Below are 16,287 nucleotides of genomic sequence, written 5' to 3' on the forward strand. Positions count from 1 at the left end.
GTTATGAGTCGAGCGTGCTGAAGAGGTTGTTCAGCGACTCGGCCAGCGTTGGATGAGCAAAGACGGCATCGCGCAGGGCCGTGTAAGGCAGTTTGCCCATCATCGCTACCTCAAGTATTGACATGATCTCGCCTCCTTCGATACCCAGGACGGCAGCGCCTAGAATCTGCCCATTCTCGGCATCAACCACCGCTTTCATGAAGCCGCGCGTCTCGTCGGTTTCCAGGGCACGGGCAACATATGACATGGGCATTTTCGCCACTTTGATGGCTCGTTTCTGTGCCCGCGCCTCCGTCTCGCTCAGGCCAACGCGCCCCAACTGCGGATCGATATAGGCCGTATATGGGACGATACGATCATGGATGCTGGTATTGCCGCCTTGCAACAGGTTGGTGCGTAGAATGCGAAAATCGTCATATGAGATATGCGTAAAGGCCGGACCGCCTTTGACATCACCCAGCACATAGATGCCGGGAACGCTGGTCTCAAGCTGATCGTTGCAGGGAATGTAGCCTCTTTGCGTGGTCTGGATTCCCGTTGCTTCCAGGCCCAGACCGTTTGTATTGGGCGTGCGTCCGGCTGCTGCCAGCAGATGCGAGCCGGTAATAGTGCGCTCCCCCTGTTTGGTCTCGACCGTCAACTGAATATGACCATCAGCTGTCTTCTCTACGCTCTTTGGATTGGTTTCCAGCAAGATTTCCACGCCATCTTGCTGCAGGATATTTGCCACCTCGTCGGCGACATCATCGTCTTCGCGTGCTAACAGATGTGCCCGGCGCTGAATGATCGTAACCTGGCTTCCGAAGCGGCGGAACATCTGCCCGAATTCCAGGCCAATATAGCCTCCGCCGATGACGATCAGGTGCTCGGGTACGCTATCCAACTCCATGATTGTGGTTGAGTTGAGGACGGGGATCGTGTCGCTACCCGGGATTGTCAATTGTGATGGGCGCTCGCCGACGTTGAGGAAGATTTTCTCGGCGGTCAACTGGCGAACGCTGCCATCGTTCATCTTCACTTCCAGCGTCTTCGTGTCCACAAAACGCGCATCGCCCATCAACAGATCCAGGTTTTTCGTCTCTTTCAAGCGTCGTTCGCTGCCGCCGCGAAAGCTCTCGACGATATCGCGCTTACGTTTGCGCACCACTGTCATATCGATAGAAATAGGGCCGATTTCGACGCCATAATCTGCCGCTCGTCGTGCGAGATAGGCCACGCGACCGCTTGCCACCATCGTTTTCGTTGGGGTACAGCCCTCATTTATGCATGTTCCCCCTACGTGTTCGCGCTCAATAATGGCCGTTTTCAAGCCGGACTGTGCCAGCGCGGACGAGAGTGGTCCACCACCTTGCCCGGAGCCGACGACGATTGCATCATAGGTTGTAACTTGTGACATATATGTTTCCTCCTGTATAGCCAGTACGTTCGCTCAACAGTATTTGTAACACCATAAAGATTACTCGGGAAATGAACTCAGATGCTCATGAATGACCTTCCACTGGCTATCGACCTTTTTTAAGACACTTGTTCCTCGCCCCATTCCCTGCATAAGTTGCCCCTCTACTTTTCCTTGCCAACGGAAAAGGTAAACGCAAACAGCGCTCTGCTGATCTTCCACGAGCCACTGTACATTCTCTATGGCATAGTGCTCATCCTGGATAAATGCCCATGTTTTCTCAAATGCTTGCTTGATCGCATCTTTTCCCTGAAAAGATCCATCATTGAACCAGTAGACCGCCTTGTCTGCAATCAGTGGGGCAGCATCCTCAAAGCGGTGGGTATTGGTTCGCTGTTCATACTTGTGCAGAAATGCTTCAGGTGTCATCTGTTTCCTCTTCAATAGGGTTTTTAGAAGTAATACCGAGAGAAGTATACGCTTCTTGCTTCTTTCTTACAAGTTTGTTTGCCCTCTCAGTCAGGGCTTTCCAGTTCTCCGCTCAAAGGGGTGCAGGGTCTCCCTGCCGGGGTCTGGGGTGTCCCCAGTTTCCTTCCCTCCTTCGCGCGCCGCCGCAGGCGGCGCGCAAAAGAGAAGAAAAAAGGTTTTTTGCGGGGACACCTTGCACCCCGGCAAAGGGCTGCCGCCCTCTGCACTCCCGCTAGATGGGAGAATTGGAAAGCCTTGCCCTCTCAGTGCTCGTCCGCCCAGGCGCTGGAAAGGATGCAATTGACAGAACAGGCTGGGGATGGTTCACTCAAGAAAAAAGATCTGCTCGATTTGTGCAAATAGTGATATCGGAATAAAGATAAATAGAAATGTGCTAAAATATGGTATATTAAATTAAAAAGGAGTAGAGCGCGTATTGAAGTATACAACGATTGAAAGAGATGCCAGTTCTCATCAGCAACCGATTGCTATTGAGCAGATTCGAGCCATGAGCGAGCGAGCCTTTGGAGTGGGGAAAGTGATTGAGGGAGTGCAGGAGCTTGATGGAGGAGAGTGCAATAATACCTATGTGATTACCTTTGTGGACACTCAGCGGGTCATTCTCCGCGTCTCGCCCGCCCCGGACAAACCTTGTCCGGGACGCGACCCAGGATTGATGCGCAACGAGCATTACTTTCAGCCTTTTCTTGCACCCATAGCCGCCCTTGTCCCAAAAACACTCTGCGCGGATTTTACCCACCAGATCATCAACCGGGATTATATGTTTCAGACCTTCATGGAAGGGACGCGCTGGTCTAATATCGCGGAGTCGCTCACGCCAGAAGAGAATGCAGCTTTGTGGATACAACTGGGTCAGGTTGCGAAGACGATTCACAGTGTTCAGGGAGAGATGTTCGGTTCGTCCGTTGGCACCCTTTCCACGCATTGGAGTACAAAGGTTATCAAAGGGCTAACTGATAGTATTCAGCAACTCGAAGCTGCACTGGTTGATGCAAGCGATGTAAAATTGGTACGAGAGATGGCGCAAACGCATAGCGCTCTGCTCGACGAAATCCGACAGCCGCGCTTGCTTCATGGCGATCTGTGGACCGTCAACGTCCTGGTGAAGCTGGATCAGGGCAATCCACACATTACCGCCGTTCTGGATGCGGATGGTGGCTCCTGGGGCGATCCGATGGCCGATTGGACAATGTTTCGTCTGCATATTATGGCAACAGAGGGCAAAACGCGCAATGAGATCGAGGGTGCTCAGTGCTTCTGGCAGGGCTATGGGCAGCCAGAGCGCAGCAACGGAGCGCTGTTCCGTGAGCAGATCTATCGCGCAAGCAACTTTGCCGGGGCACGTCTGGAACTTCATCTTCAGGGGCGTGACGAGATCGTATTACGTACTTATGAGAAGCTGCGAGAGATTATTGCTATATTGCGGGATATTATCTAGTATTTAGGGGGATAATTCTTATGCTGCAACTAACGCGGGAGCCTGTTGCGGGAAAAACAGTTCTATTATGCATTCCTGGCACCTACTGCTCTCCTGAAGTCTTCGATTATATCGATGAAAAGGCGTTCCCAGATCTACAGGTCGTGTCGGTTTCGTGGATGACCTCGCCCGGCCCCTGGGATATTCCGACGCTGGGGAGGCGCGTGGCGGCTCTGTTGCGCGAACGTCACCTCGGCCCCGCTTTGATCGCCGGTCACTCAACCGGCGGTCCTATCGCGCTGGCTGCGGCGCTCGCCGATCCTACGCTGGTTAGCGGCCTCTTGCTTGTCGATACAGGCGCGAACACGCAGGGGCACGGCGACATAGAGCGCTTCATTAAAATTATCGAGCAGGGGCCAGGATTGGCCTTTTTTCAGCAGTTGTTGCGCCGCAGCTTCCATCACCAGCCCGACGCCGCCTTGATCGAACGCATGATCGCCTACGCAACCAGCGTGCCACCCGAGGCCGCGCTGCAAGTCCTGACCAGCCAGGTAGCGCTGAATCTTGTCGATGTGCTGCCAACACTGACGATGCCAGCTATGGTTGTGCATGGGCGCTACGATCAGGCGCGACCGATTGCCCATGCCGAGTTACTGGCCGAACGTCTGCCACATGCCGAACTTCGCCTGCTGGATACCGGCCATACCCCTATGGTCGAAGCTCCAACCGCGTTTGCCCAGGCTTTGCATGACTTTTGCACAAGGGTTGGTAAAGCATAAACGTTGCCCCCATGAACTCTTCAGGTGGTTCGCTCGTTTTAATGCTGTTGCAGGCGGTAGAAGCGGCGTGCGTTCTCTGCCCAGAGCTTGTGTTTGGCCTCGTCCGAAAGGTGAGCGGTGAGGGTGTCGAGCGTCTGGACCCAGCGCAGATAACTTGAAGCGTTCAGGACGACGGGCCAATCTCCACCAAAGGCCACGCGATCTTCGCCAAAAACTGTCAGCACATGTTCTAAATATGGTGCAAGGTCGTTCATTGTCCAGTTATCGAGATCGGCCTCTGTGACCATGCCACTCACTTTGCACATGACGTTGGGGAATGCCGCCAGCGCCTGCATCTCCTCGCGCCAGGGATCAAGATTCTGTCCGACAATAACCGGCTTAGCAATATGGTCGAGCATAAAGTTGACGTTCGGGCATTGTTCCACCAGTTGAATAACGCCGGCGAGTTGATGTTGATAAATACAGATATCGAAGGAGAGGCCATATTCAGATAAAAGTTGAATCCCGCGCACAAAGCCAGGGCGCAGACAATAATTGGCGTCAGCCTCCGATTGCAGGATGCGACGCACGCCCTTGACGAGGGGACCGGTCGCGACAAGCGCATCGAGATAAGTGCGGAAACAATCGCCGTCCTCGACCGGCCCCCAGGCAACGATTCCCTGCACAAGTGGGTCTTTTTGTGCCAGGTTCGCCACCCATTGCGCTTCGAGCAACCCGTAGGCGGGTGCCATATCGACTTCGAGATAGACGATGCCTTCGATATCAACTCCCTGCGTATGCTGGCGATACTCTGCCAGTTCATACGGCTTATTCAAAAGCTTGTTGTCATCCAGCCAGGGCATCCGAAAACGAGTGGGGTTCCAGAGGTGAACGTGTGCATCAATAATGGGGAAATCTGGCATTGCTCTTGATCCTTTCTCTCCACGATGCAGCCAAATATGAATACTACAGCTTGCATCATTATAGAGAAAAGGGAGAGAGGCGTCAAACGATTCCCTTATCCTTGCTCTTCCCTGATAAACTCGTCGTACTTATCGGCGCTCATGAGATCTTTGAGCTGGGATGTATTGGCGATCTGGAACTTCAGCAGCCAACCTTCGCCATAGGGGTCAGTGTTAACCAGCTCAGGATCATCATTGGCCTCTGCGTTGATCTCAACGATCTTGCCTTTGAGCGGCATATATATCTCTGCGACCGCCTTCACCGATTCAATCGATCCTATTGCTTCGCCTATCTCAAAGCTATCGCCAACTTTCGGCAACTCGATAAACACTATGTCGCCTAGCTGCTTTTGGGCGTAGCTTGTTATACCAATTATCGCCTGCGTTCCATTGGCGCGCACCCACTCATGATCTTTGCTGTATTTTAAATCGCTCGGATTTGTACTCATTGTCCATCCTTTCAAGCACAACGGACTCTTTTATCATAGAGGATCAGACGAGAAACATATCACGTAGCGACAATCCCTTGCGGTTGTCGCGGGTGATGCCCCTCTATTTTTAGTATACTGAGAAGCAAATATGCCGGTGTTTTGCTATACTTACCGATGAGCGGTGTTTGCCTGCCAATGAAACCGAGAATGTAATTCGTAGTCTAGCGATTTATCGCGTTGGGGCTACTGGTGCAGGTCGAGCCAACGCGATAAATCGCTAGACTACGAATTACATGGTGCGCTGCTGGATTGATTCGTTAAATTTCATGAGTTGGCGTAAAAGCTGTTTTGAATAAAAAAGGAGCAAAATATGCACGATGATGAGGGCACTATCTCCTATCCACGTTTCGCTGCTTTTTATACCTGGATGACGGATCGGCCTCTGGTGCGGCGTGGGCAGGAGCAATTTCGACGGGAATGTGTGAGCCAGGCCGAGGGTGTGGTGCTGGAGGTCGGTGCTGGTGGAGGTCAGAACTTCTCTTTTTATGATGCACAGCGCGTTGAACGTGTGGAGGCCTGCGAACCAGATGAGGCAATGCTGAATGTTGCTCGTCGTCGTCTGGCAGATGCTCCGGTCCCGATTACGCTTACCCGCGCGGCTGTCGAATCGCTCCCGTTCCCGGATGCGTCCTTCGATTGTGTCGTGGCAACCCTTGTCTTCTGTTCTGTTCGCGATGTAGAGCGCGGTCTGGGCGAAGTTCGGCGCGTTCTCAAGCCAGGAGGCAAACTTCTATTACTCGAACATGTCCGGTCGCAGAACGGGACCACAGCGTGGATACAGGATAGCCTCGTCCCACTGACTACTCGTATTATGGGTAATTGCCACCCAAACCGCAATACCCAGCAGGCCGTTCTCGCCGCTGGTTTCTCGCTCGTGCAGGCCCGCAAGGTAATGGGAGGACTTCAGCCGGTCGTGCAGCTTTCAGTGATTCGTCCACTTGCTTGATGTTTATAGTAAATCCCTCATTTATGCATCCGGCAAATGAGATGGGAAGGGCTACCCGAAGATGGCAGGGGCGATGGCTGGTCCTCACCTGTCTGTGTGGGTGTCGCGCCGCCTGGGAAGCCGGGCGAGGACCAGCCATCGCCCCTGCCATCTTCGGCCTTACCGGGGAAAGTTCGGGGATACACCAATTTATCGCGATTATTTCGGTTTTGTCCCAAGAAATGTTACATAGTGCCACATGCCGCAAAAGTCATCGCTGTGCATATCAATCAACATTTGCTGATAAAACTTTTCAGCCTCTTCCTGTGTCGCAATACCTGCTTTGGCAAAGAATGCCTGGCTCAGCTTGTAGCCCATTTCGGCGTTGCGGTAGAAGTCCATCCACCCGTCTGTATGCATGGAGAATTCGAGCGTGTGAGCCAACCGGCGCGTGTTCTGGTAGCCAGCTTTGCGCAGAAAAGACGGCAGGATATGCGTAATGCCAAGCGTGCGTCCATCGGCAGAAAAGCCATAGCCAGCACGCTGAAACGATCGATAGAGGAAGCTCTGCAACTCCTCAAAGGCAGGGCTGCTGCTCACCCCTGCGTCGATCATCTCTGTGAGACGAATGGTGCCACCTGGACGCAGGACGCGCGTACATTCGGCTATGAAGCCTGGCCAGCGTGTAGCCGGTAGTACGCCCACCAGGAAGCGAGCGTTGACCAGATCGAACGAGGCATCGGGAAAGTCGAGCGGCTGAGTAATATCCATCACGCCAAATGAGGCGTTGAGCAGTTGCTGAGTATGGGCGCGGGAGTTGGCGTAATCCACCATGATACGGCTGATATCGACCCCCTCGACCTCAGCCGTGGGCTGTGCGAAGGCGACACTGAGTACCCAGCCGCCGGGACCGCAGCCCAGATCTAGCACATTACGCAATCTGGAGGGATTGTCCACTCCCACCAGCGGCCCACCCATTGCCTGTGTTGTAATGAGGTCCAGATTGATTAAACGGGCCATTTCTACTGGACTCTCTGCATCTAGAAAATAGGTACTTTTCCCTATTGCATCGTTCTCCGTCATAATTCTATCTTCTCCGCTTTTTTGTTGATTTGCTCTTATGGTCTGGTGCCAATAAACATCATGTAATGCCACATGCCAAAGAAGTCATCGCTATGCATCTCAATGAGCATTTGCTGGTATAACTGCTCAAACTCTTCTGAGGTAATAATTCCCGCATTGACATAGAACGCCTGTCCGAGCCTGTAGCCGATCTCAGCATTGCGGTAAAAGTCTATCCAGCCAGGAGTATTGACGGAGAATTCGAGGCCGAAACCCATGTGGCGGAGGTGCTGATAGCCGGAAGCGCGCAGCATGCGAGGGAGCGCATGCGTCATACCAAGCGTGCGGCCATCAATGGAAAAGCCGTAGCCGTTTTGCCAGAGGGCTTGATAGATCAAATGTTGCAAACGCTCAAAGGCCGGGCTGGTACTGACGCCCGAATCGATCAGCTCGGTCAGGCGTATGATGCCGCCAGGACGCAGGATGCGCGTACATTCGGCGATAAAGCCTGGCCAGCGATCTCGCAGCAAGACGCCCGTCAGAAAGCGAGCGTTAACCAGGTCGAACGAGGCGTCGGGAAAATCGAGCGGTTGGGCAATATTCATCTTGCCGAACGAGGCGTTGGGCAGGCTTTGCGTCAGTGCGCGGGCGTTGGCGTAATCCACCATGACCCGGCTGATATCGACGCCTTCCACCTCCGCGTCGGGCAGAGCGAAGGCGACATCCAGCACCCAGCCGCCGGGACCGCAGCCCAGGTCCAGGATGTTGTGCAGTTTGTTAGGGGAATCGATGCCCACCAGCGCCCCCCCCATCGTCTGTGTGATAATCCGATCCAGATTGATTAAGCGAGCCGTTTCTGCCGGACTCTCTGCGTCAACAATATAGGTGTTCTCTCCCGCTGTCTCATCTGCCATACTGTAGCGTCCTTACTGCGATAACAGGCGTTCTTTACCCAATATCTTGTCTAACACGTCAGCTTCCTCGCTGTTTTATTGTTAACATCTTGCATAGATGCGTTTCCTTGCTTTTCTGGCCCCAGTATACAAGAAGTCACCGGAGTTATACAAGCCATTTGTACTTGTGTATTCAGCAAATCTGAAACATTTCGGTTTTTGCTACTTAGATTCCCATAGGGCGACTTGCATTATGCCTACCTGAAGCATATAATCATCCCTGTAATTTGTTGGGGAGCATAATTGGTGCATCTGGCAATTGATGAGGGAATGGCTCTGGGCACAGAGGATGTTGGGTGTACCCGTAGCGACAAGGGGTGGTTAGGAGGGGTTGCGGGGGCCTTGCGCTTGTCGCTACGAGTGAGAGGAATCTTCTCTCCCCGGCGCATTTGCCGGATGCACCAATAATCCATATATTGAGAAAGGTGTTATGCCGAAAGCCGCGACTTACGTGCTGATCTGGCAGCAGGAACAGCATTGTTATGAACTATACGAGCAGGCGAACAGAGAGACTCCCCTGTTACAAGGCGAAGGGGATGCCTGGTTCGCATGGCTGGCCACACATACCAGATTTTCCTTTCAGGGGCAAGCTGGTCAATTAAATATGCTCAAGGAGGCGCGCCAGAGGGGAGGCGAGGGCTACTGGTACGCCTATCATCGTCAGGGCAAGAGCATGCATAAGAAATATGCGGGGCGCAGCAGCGAACTGATGATTACGCGCCTTGAAGCGCTTGCCCGAACGCTCTCCACGCCGCAAACAACGGTCCCTGATGTGCCACGCTCGCAAACTGAACAATTGCTCGAACCCAAGCTCCGTTTGCCACGCTTGCATGCCACGCTGGTTGAGCGTTCGCGCTTATTCGCCCTGCTCGATGCCGGATGGGGGCGCAGATTAACGCTGCTCTCGGCCCCGGCTGGCTTTGGCAAAACAACGCTAGCCCGTCAATGGGTGGCAAATCGGAGCGCTCGGGGGCAGTTCCCTCCCGTCGCCTGGGTCTCGCTGGATGCGGGCGATAACGATCCGAACCGCTTCTGGCGCTACGTCATCACCGCATGCCGCACATTCCTGGGCCATGCCGTCTGGCAAGCTCTCTCCATGCTGTTGAAGCCACCCCAGCCGCCGTTTAAGCCGCTCTCCCTTGAGGAGGTGCTGACAACATTTCTCAATAGCACCTCCCGCACATCACAAGAGGGCATCCTGGTGCTGGAGGATTACCACGTCATCTCGGAGCCGCTCATCCACGAAACGCTGGCCTTTCTGCTTGATCATCTGCCAGCTACGATCCATCTGGTTATTCTCTCACGCAACGATCCCGCTTTGCCACTGGCACGGTTGCGAGCGAGCGGCGATCTTTGCGAAGTGCATGCTGCTGATCTACGCTTTTCGATGCAGGAGACAGAGCTATTCCTTCAACACGTACTGTCAGGCAAAGATTTGCTGTCGAGCGAGGAGCTAGGCCAGCTCAGTACGCGTCTGGAAGGCTGGGCGGCTGGACTGCGACTCTTCACGCTGGCATTGCAAGGGCGCGTGAGTCGGCAGGAGGTTGCGCACACGCTGACAACCTTTGTCGGGAGCCATCGTACGCTTCAGGACTATTTCATTACGGAGGTTTTTGCTGCGCAGAAGGAGCCATTACAACATTTTCTGCTGAATACAAGCGTATTAAGCCGATTGAACGCATCTCTGTGCGATGCTGTGACGGGCAGCAACGATGGCGAACAGATGTTGGCGATGCTGGATCGGGCCGGACTGTTCCTGGACGCGCTTGATGAGGCGGGATTGTGGTATCGCTATCATGCGCTCTTTGCAGAAGCGATGCGGGCTGAGGCCCGTCGCCGCTTTGGTGAGGAGGGGTTGCGCCAACTGTCGGCAAAGGCGAGTGTGTGGTACGAAGCACACGACATGCTTGATGAGGCGATAGAGGCGGCGCTTCAGGCACAGGATATGTCGCGCACAGCTGTTCTGGTTCAACGCTTGCTTGAGATACAGTGGGATACCATGCGCATGTTTCCCGCCAACATTCCTTACGAGTTCCACACTGTTTATCGTTGGTTAGCTCAAATACCGGAATCACTGCTCAAGCTCTATCCAGCCCTTTGTTTCGCATATGGCTCTGCGATCCTATTTGTCTTTATTATGGATAAGCCCTCCGTTGCGCCGCAAATGTATGAACGATTTGAGTACAGTCTGTATCTGGCCGAAGAGGGCTGGCGGCGCGAGCAGAACTGGCAGAGAATTGCTATGGTTCTGGCATTTCGAGCCATAATTTTGCGTGAGCGAGGGGAGGTGACGCGAGCGGTAGCACTGGCGAGGCAGGCGCTTACCAGCTTATCGGAGAAGGATTACATGTGGAGGGCGCTCTGCCTGAGCGTTGTGGTCTCGGATGAACTGGTCAATGGCAAATTTTATCAGGCACGTAAGACGGCATTAGAATCATATGCCGCCAGTGAAGCGACAGCAACCAGACCGTTTATGAGGGCGAATCTGGTCATGTTAAGTGTGGTTTGTTTTGAGCAGGGAGAACTGCATCTGGCATCTGAATACTATCAGCGCATGCTCAGGGAGGCCAGGGAGGAGGAGGATCTGGATGATATAGGGCAGTCCTGTCTGGGGCTGTCACAACTTTCTTACGAATGGAACGACCTGGCAACCGCTGAGCAGCAAGCGCTGGAGGCGTTTGAAATAGGGAAGTTGATTGCAAACTACGATTATCAGGTGCAATCGACGCTCCTGCTGGCCCAGATTGAGCATATACGTGGACAAAAAACCGCCGCCCAACAGCGCTGTATCGTGCTGCTGGCTCGCCTCTCAACGCAAAAGACGCAGATGTTGTACTGGCTCTCGCGCATGGTGCAGGCGATGCAGGCCCGACTCGCGCTGTCTGTTGGGGATCACGCCGCTGTGCAGCACTGGATGAATAGCCGTGACCAGGATGAACGTGAACTGCCACTCCTCATGCGCGAACGGGAGGTGGTGGTCGAGATTCGCTGGTTGGTTGCGCAGGAAAAAGCGGTCGAGGCGCTCGCACTTCTCGAATGCATGCTCGACGATGCGCAACAAAATGGACGTGTGCGTGCTGCGCTTGAGATGCAGCTATTGATGATACAGGCTTATGTTGTGCGTAAACAAATGCACGAGGCGCGCACGCTGCTGCAAACAGTACTGGAACGGGCATCTGGTGAGGGCTTTCTGCGGCTCTTCCTGGATGAGGGGGCGACAATAGCTACGCTGCTTCGTTCTCTCCTGCCACAACAGCACGAACCGGCGCTACAGGCTTATCTTCAGCGCCTCCTGCAAGCATTTGCACAGGAGGGAGAGCAGCGGGACGCACCCGTTGCCCAACAGTTGATGGAGCCGCTGAGTCCCCAGGAGATGCGCGTCCTGCGCCTGCTAACGACCGGCCTTTCTAACCGCGAGATAGCTGATGAACTGGTTGTTTCTGTCAATACGGTGCGCACTCAGGTTCAGAGCATTTACCGCAAGCTTAACGTCAATAATCGCGTCGCAGCAGGCGAGACAGCCCGTCAGCTTCACTTGCTCTAACCCCCATCGATGCACTTCGCATAATCGTCCACATAATCGTCCCGGTGGATGATGCCCATTCATCCTCTTTGCGAGTAAGCTATTCCTATCAATCAAGACACAGCAATCCGCAAGGAGGAATCTATTCATGATACACGAAGAAGTACCTGTTTTGATCGTTGGTGGCGGCATCGTCGGGCTGTCGGCGTCGCTGTTTCTCTTACATCAGGATGTCCCGTCACTGTTGGTGGAGCGGCACAGTGGCACCTCTATACATCCGCGAGCGCGTGGCACCAATGGCCGCACGATGGAGATTTATCGCGAGGTGGGACTGGATGAGAAGATTCGGGTGACAGGCGAGGCGCTGGCCCCCGCGCTTGGCTGGTTGAAGGGTGAGACGCTGGTTGGAGCGGAAAACTGGACTGTTGAGCGCTGGCAACAGATGGCACAGCACAACTTCGCATTTGGTGGGAAAGATATGGGTCAGCTCAGCCCGGTCAGTGGCGCTCGTTGCACACAAGATCTGCTCGAACCGCTGCTGCTCGAAGCCGCTCGTGAGCGTGGCGGCGACCTGCGCTTCTATACCGAACTTGTCTCGTTTGAGCATGACGAGGCGGGCGTCACGGCGCTCATTCGTGATCGTGCCACCGGGGTCGAGCGAACAGTACGCGCGCAGTATATGATCGCCGCCGATGGAGCGCGTGCGCATATTCGCGAGCAACTCGACATTGCAACCAATGGGCAGGGATCGCAGGGACATTTGCTCAACATCCTTTTCCATGCCGACCTGGGCGATCTGGTGCGTGGTCGCGAGTTTAGTGCATGCATCATCGAGCTTCCAGAGCGGCGCGGGCTGGTCACTGCCATCAACAATACTGATCGCTGGGTTTTCCATCTGACCTACGATCCCACAAAAGGCGAGACGCCAGACGATTTCCCACCGGAGCGTTGCCTGGAGATCCTGCATACCGCGCTGGGCCTGCCAGATCTTGAGATTCAGATCTTGAGCATTCTCCCCTGGGAAGCGGCTGTGCGCGTGGCCGAGACCTTCCAGCAGGGCCGCATCTTTCTCGCTGGAGATGCCGCACACCAGATGCCGCCCTGGGGAGGCAAGGGAGCCAATTCGGGAATTGCCGATGTGCATAATCTGGCCTGGAAACTGGCGGCAGTCCTTAAAGGCCGCGCCGCGCCCGCCCTGTTGCAGACCTACGACGTTGAACGCCGCCCGGTGGGGTATGCATCAGCGGTGGAGTCTGGGAGTATGTCCGGGAAAGGCGGTCTGCCCAATGGAGACATGTTCATCTTCCAGGCTGCTAAGAAGGGTGTCACAGCCGATCTTGCCGGGATCTTTACCCGAGTCTTCGGCTTTGGCTATGAATATGCCTCTCAAGCCATCATTCCAGAGGAAGCAGCAGCGACGGTTGAGCCGGGCACGCTCGATGGGCATCCAGGCACGCGTACGCCGCATGTTTGGATCGAGCGTCAGGAGCAGCGCATCTCCACGCTGGATCTGTTCGGGTGCGACTTCGTGCTGTTGAGCGGATCAGAGGGTGCGGCATGGTGCGAGGCGGCTCGGGCTGTAGCGGCTCGCACCAGCCTCAATCTCGTTGCCTATCGCGTCGGACCCGTTGGCGATGTGCAGGACACCGAAAACGAATGGCAATCCAGAGCAGGCATTCAGGCTGATGGAGCGCTTCTGGTGCGACCTGATGGCTTTGTAGCCTGGCGCTCACAGATCGGCGTGTCACAGCCCGAACAGACGCTTGAAGCTGTATTGTCGAAAATGCTTTATAATAAGTGAAAATCGCAAGGAGAGCAAATACACTATGACTATCGAAATTGAGCAAAACATCATGGTTCCTATGCGCGATGGGGTCAGGCTGGCCACCGATGTCTATAAACCGGCGCGCGAAGGGCGCTGGCCCGTCCTTCTCACCCGCCTACCCTATAACAAAGACCTGCGCTTCCCCGTTCCGGGATTTGAGCAAAAGCGCGTGTTCCTGGAACTCGATATGGATGTCGAGCGCGTGGTGGAGGCGGGCTATGTGATCGTGGCCCAGGACACACGGGGGCGCTATGCCTCAGAGGGCGACTTCTCGGCGTTTCAGCATGAGGAGATGGACGGGGCCGACACCATCGCCTGGGCAGCCAATCAGCCCTGGTCTGACGGTAATGTTGGCATGTATGGCGTGTCCTATCAAGCGTTAACGCAGTGGCAGGCAGCGAGCGAGCAACCAGAGGCGTTGCGGGCCATCGCGCCTGCTCAGGCTCCGCGCGGCACCATGTATCCCTATCAGGGCGGCGCATTCCATCTGCACGTCGCGTTTGAGTGGACGGTGACGCAGGGAGTTACGGGTGACGTTGCCCGGCAGGTTCAGCTTGGGCAGGCACCTCAGGCCGATCTGGATGAGATTGTTCAGGCCGAACAGAAACTTGCGACATTGTATCAGCGGCTTCCGCTCACCAACCAGCCTTTGATTGAGGGACGCGCGCCGTACTATTTCGACTGGTTGGCCCATCCCACCTTCGATGCGTACTGGCAAGCGCTGATACCCGATCACTTCTACGAACGCATCACCGTTCCAGCTCTGATTGTTGCTGGATGGTACGACTTCTTTCAACGCGATGATCTGGCGCATTATCAAGGTGTGAAGCAGCAGGCAGGCAGTGATCTTGCCCGTCAGCACTCGCGGATCGTGATCGGTCCCTGGGGGCATGGAGGCTTCTTATGGGGGCTTCCAGAGCGACAGTATGAAGAGCAGGGCGCGGCCATCAAGATGCTCACGGATCTGCAATTGCGCTGGTTCGATCACTGGCTCAAGGGCATCGATAACGGTGTGGAGCGGGAGAAGCCGGTGAAGATCTTTGTGATGGGCATCAATCATTGGCGCGAAGAGGAAGAGTGGCCGCTGCCTGATACGCACTATCGCCCGTATTACCTGCATAGCGGTGGTCACGCCAACACGCTAAACGGCGATGGTCTGCTCTCGTTGGAGCAAGCCGGGGATGAGTCGGAGGATGTCTATCGCTACAATCCTCATCACCCGGTTCCGACGATGGGAGGTGCGCTGATGATGGAAGAAGTGGGGCCGCGCGATCAACGTCAGGTCGAGGAGCGCGAGGATGTTCTCTGTTATACGACGCCTCCCCTGGAACAGCCTGTAGAGGTGACTGGCCCTGTTGAGCTGGTGCTGTACGTCTCCTCGTCGGCGCTGGATACGGATTTCACTGGCAAACTGGTTGATGTGCATCCCGATGGCCGGGCTGAGAATCTGACCGATGGTATCCTCCGCGCTCGCTATCGTGAATCGCTCTCAGCGCCAGTGCTGATGGAGCCGGGGCGCATCTATGAACTGCATATCGAACTGGGTGCGACCTCCAACGTTTTTCTGACCGGACATCGCATCCGCCTGGAGGTCTCCAGCAGCAACTTCCCGCGCTTCGACCGCAACACCAATACCGGCGGGATCATCGCAAGCAAGGATGAGCAGGCTCTTGTTGAGGCAACCAACCACATCCACCACGACGCCGCTCACCCATCGCATCTGATCCTGCCCATCATTGAACGCTAAAACTCTCCCGGTCGTAGTGGAGCGATTTATCGCGTTGGGGCAGGTGCCTGTGCAACCCCAACGCGATAAATCGCTCCACTACGAATGAGATTCCCGCTTTTGAAAGGAAATTTTCATTATCGTGTTGGGATGGCCTGTGCTGCGGCCCCTACCAGATCTCGAGACGACGGGCCGCGTTGCATCATTTCTCGTTCTTCAGATCTTTCACGGCTTGTTCAAGCGCGGCGAGAACCGCGCTGAGTGCCTGCGCGGTTGTGGGATCTGATAACTCTCCATTGTCGTTCAACTTTTTGTTGATATGCGGGATGGAAAGTTTTGCTTGCCTGGGAACATTGGCTCCCAGCGCCGTCAGGGTCAGCAGCAGTGAGGCATGGGCCTTGTCGCCTCCTCCCCAGAGCGGGGAAGCACTGACAGCAGCTGTTGGCTTGCCTGAAAAATCGCCCGTTGAGACGGTCCAATCAAGTGCGTTCTTGAGCGAGCCGGGAACCCCAAAGGCATACTCAGGGGTGCAAATGAGAACGCCGTCTGCCTCCTGAAGTTGTGTACGCAGATTGTGTACTGAAGCAGGTGCGTTATTGCCGTCCAGATCGGGGCTGAAGTGCGGAAGGTCTCCCAGACCTTCATAAATAGTGATGTGCATATCAGCCGGTGCCAGCGCTACCATCGCACGCACGAGCCTTGTGTTGGTTGAACTGGCCCGTAGACTGCCAGAAATTGCCAGAATACGCATATATTTTTC

Annotated in this window: 13 protein-coding genes; 6 read left to right on the forward strand and 7 right to left on the reverse strand. The window is 54.9% G+C overall.

Going from position 1 to position 16,287, the window contains the following annotated elements:
- Position 1: 1 nt before the first annotated feature.
- Both K3T83_RS40890 and K3T83_RS40895 read right to left on the reverse strand, forming a co-directional pair.
- Positions 2-1,396, reverse strand: coding sequence for a mercuric reductase (locus K3T83_RS40890; protein ID WP_220208907.1), 1,395 nt, complete (start codon positions 1,394-1,396; stop codon positions 2-4).
- Positions 1,397-1,456: 60 nt separating this feature from the next.
- Positions 1,457-1,825, reverse strand: coding sequence for a YybH family protein (locus K3T83_RS40895; RefSeq protein ID WP_220208908.1), 369 nt, complete (start codon positions 1,823-1,825; stop codon positions 1,457-1,459).
- A 475-nt stretch (positions 1,826-2,300) separates the two neighbouring features.
- On the opposite strand from K3T83_RS40895, the gene K3T83_RS40900 reads away from it, so the two are divergent.
- Both K3T83_RS40900 and K3T83_RS40905 read left to right on the forward strand, forming a co-directional pair.
- Positions 2,301-3,323, forward strand: a complete 1,023-nt coding sequence (locus K3T83_RS40900) for a phosphotransferase family protein (protein ID WP_220208909.1) — start codon at positions 2,301-2,303, stop codon at positions 3,321-3,323.
- Between the two features lie 20 nt (positions 3,324-3,343).
- Entirely contained in the window at positions 3,344-4,081 is a 738-nt protein-coding gene (locus tag K3T83_RS40905) for an alpha/beta fold hydrolase (protein WP_220208910.1), read from the forward strand.
- A gap of 38 nt (positions 4,082-4,119) precedes the next feature.
- On the opposite strand, the gene K3T83_RS40910 is transcribed toward K3T83_RS40905, so the two are convergent.
- On the reverse strand, positions 4,120-4,983 hold the full coding sequence (locus tag K3T83_RS40910; protein ID WP_220208911.1) for an amidohydrolase family protein: 864 nt from the start codon (positions 4,981-4,983) through the stop codon (positions 4,120-4,122).
- A 95-nt stretch (positions 4,984-5,078) separates the two neighbouring features.
- Positions 5,079-5,471, reverse strand: a complete 393-nt coding sequence (gene gcvH, locus K3T83_RS40915) for a glycine cleavage system protein GcvH (protein ID WP_220208912.1) — start codon at positions 5,469-5,471, stop codon at positions 5,079-5,081.
- 352 nt (positions 5,472-5,823) lie between these two features.
- On the opposite strand from gcvH, the gene K3T83_RS40920 reads away from it, so the two are divergent.
- Positions 5,824-6,459 (forward strand): class I SAM-dependent methyltransferase, encoded by a 636-nt coding sequence (locus K3T83_RS40920; protein WP_220208913.1) that lies wholly within the window; start codon positions 5,824-5,826, stop codon positions 6,457-6,459.
- A gap of 198 nt (positions 6,460-6,657) precedes the next feature.
- Here K3T83_RS40920 and K3T83_RS40925 read toward each other — a convergent pair whose 3' ends face one another.
- Together K3T83_RS40925 and K3T83_RS40930 are read right to left on the reverse strand one after the other, a co-directional pair.
- On the reverse strand, positions 6,658-7,521 hold the full coding sequence (locus tag K3T83_RS40925) for a class I SAM-dependent methyltransferase (protein WP_220208914.1): 864 nt from the start codon (positions 7,519-7,521) through the stop codon (positions 6,658-6,660).
- 35 nt (positions 7,522-7,556) lie between these two features.
- Positions 7,557-8,414, reverse strand: a complete 858-nt coding sequence (locus K3T83_RS40930; protein ID WP_220208915.1) for a class I SAM-dependent methyltransferase — start codon at positions 8,412-8,414, stop codon at positions 7,557-7,559.
- A gap of 469 nt (positions 8,415-8,883) precedes the next feature.
- Between K3T83_RS40930 and K3T83_RS40935 the strand changes: the two genes are divergently transcribed.
- The 3 genes from K3T83_RS40935 (at position 8,884) to K3T83_RS40945 (ending at position 15,548) form a co-directional block, all read left to right on the forward strand.
- Positions 8,884-11,997, forward strand: a complete 3,114-nt coding sequence (locus K3T83_RS40935) for a winged helix-turn-helix domain-containing protein (protein WP_220208916.1) — start codon at positions 8,884-8,886, stop codon at positions 11,995-11,997.
- A 127-nt stretch (positions 11,998-12,124) separates the two neighbouring features.
- The gene (locus K3T83_RS40940) at positions 12,125-13,777 is read left to right on the forward strand and encodes an FAD-dependent oxidoreductase (RefSeq protein ID WP_220208917.1); all 1,653 of its coding nucleotides are present in this window, start codon (positions 12,125-12,127) and stop codon (positions 13,775-13,777) included.
- Positions 13,778-13,802: 25 nt separating this feature from the next.
- Positions 13,803-15,548, forward strand: coding sequence for a CocE/NonD family hydrolase (locus tag K3T83_RS40945; protein ID WP_220208918.1), 1,746 nt, complete (start codon positions 13,803-13,805; stop codon positions 15,546-15,548).
- 181 nt (positions 15,549-15,729) lie between these two features.
- On the opposite strand, the gene K3T83_RS40950 is transcribed toward K3T83_RS40945, so the two are convergent.
- Positions 15,730-16,278: an NADPH-dependent FMN reductase gene (locus K3T83_RS40950; RefSeq protein ID WP_220208919.1), complete on the reverse strand. Its 549-nt coding sequence runs from the start codon at positions 16,276-16,278 to the stop codon at positions 15,730-15,732.
- Positions 16,279-16,287: the final 9 nt, after the last annotated feature.

This window comes from Reticulibacter mediterranei (assembly GCF_016587455.1).

Coding starts and splice junctions, on each gene's coding strand:
- K3T83_RS40930 (WP_220208915.1), bottom strand. CDS start 8,414: ATGGCAGATGAGACAGCGGGAGAGAACACCTATATTGTTGACGCAGAG.
- K3T83_RS40950 (WP_220208919.1), bottom strand. CDS start 16,278: ATGCGTATTCTGGCAATTTCTGGCAGTCTACGGGCCAGTTCAACCAAC.
- gcvH (WP_220208912.1), bottom strand. CDS start 5,471: ATGAGTACAAATCCGAGCGATTTAAAATACAGCAAAGATCATGAGTGG.
- K3T83_RS40945 (WP_220208918.1), top strand. CDS start 13,803: ATGACTATCGAAATTGAGCAAAACATCATGGTTCCTATGCGCGATGGG.
- K3T83_RS40890 (WP_220208907.1), bottom strand. CDS start 1,396: ATGTCACAAGTTACAACCTATGATGCAATCGTCGTCGGCTCCGGGCAA.
- K3T83_RS40910 (WP_220208911.1), bottom strand. CDS start 4,983: ATGCCAGATTTCCCCATTATTGATGCACACGTTCACCTCTGGAACCCC.
- K3T83_RS40940 (WP_220208917.1), top strand. CDS start 12,125: ATGATACACGAAGAAGTACCTGTTTTGATCGTTGGTGGCGGCATCGTC.
- K3T83_RS40895 (WP_220208908.1), bottom strand. CDS start 1,825: ATGACACCTGAAGCATTTCTGCACAAGTATGAACAGCGAACCAATACC.
- K3T83_RS40925 (WP_220208914.1), bottom strand. CDS start 7,521: ATGACGGAGAACGATGCAATAGGGAAAAGTACCTATTTTCTAGATGCA.
- K3T83_RS40905 (WP_220208910.1), top strand. CDS start 3,344: ATGCTGCAACTAACGCGGGAGCCTGTTGCGGGAAAAACAGTTCTATTA.
- K3T83_RS40935 (WP_220208916.1), top strand. CDS start 8,884: ATGCCGAAAGCCGCGACTTACGTGCTGATCTGGCAGCAGGAACAGCAT.
- K3T83_RS40920 (WP_220208913.1), top strand. CDS start 5,824: ATGCACGATGATGAGGGCACTATCTCCTATCCACGTTTCGCTGCTTTT.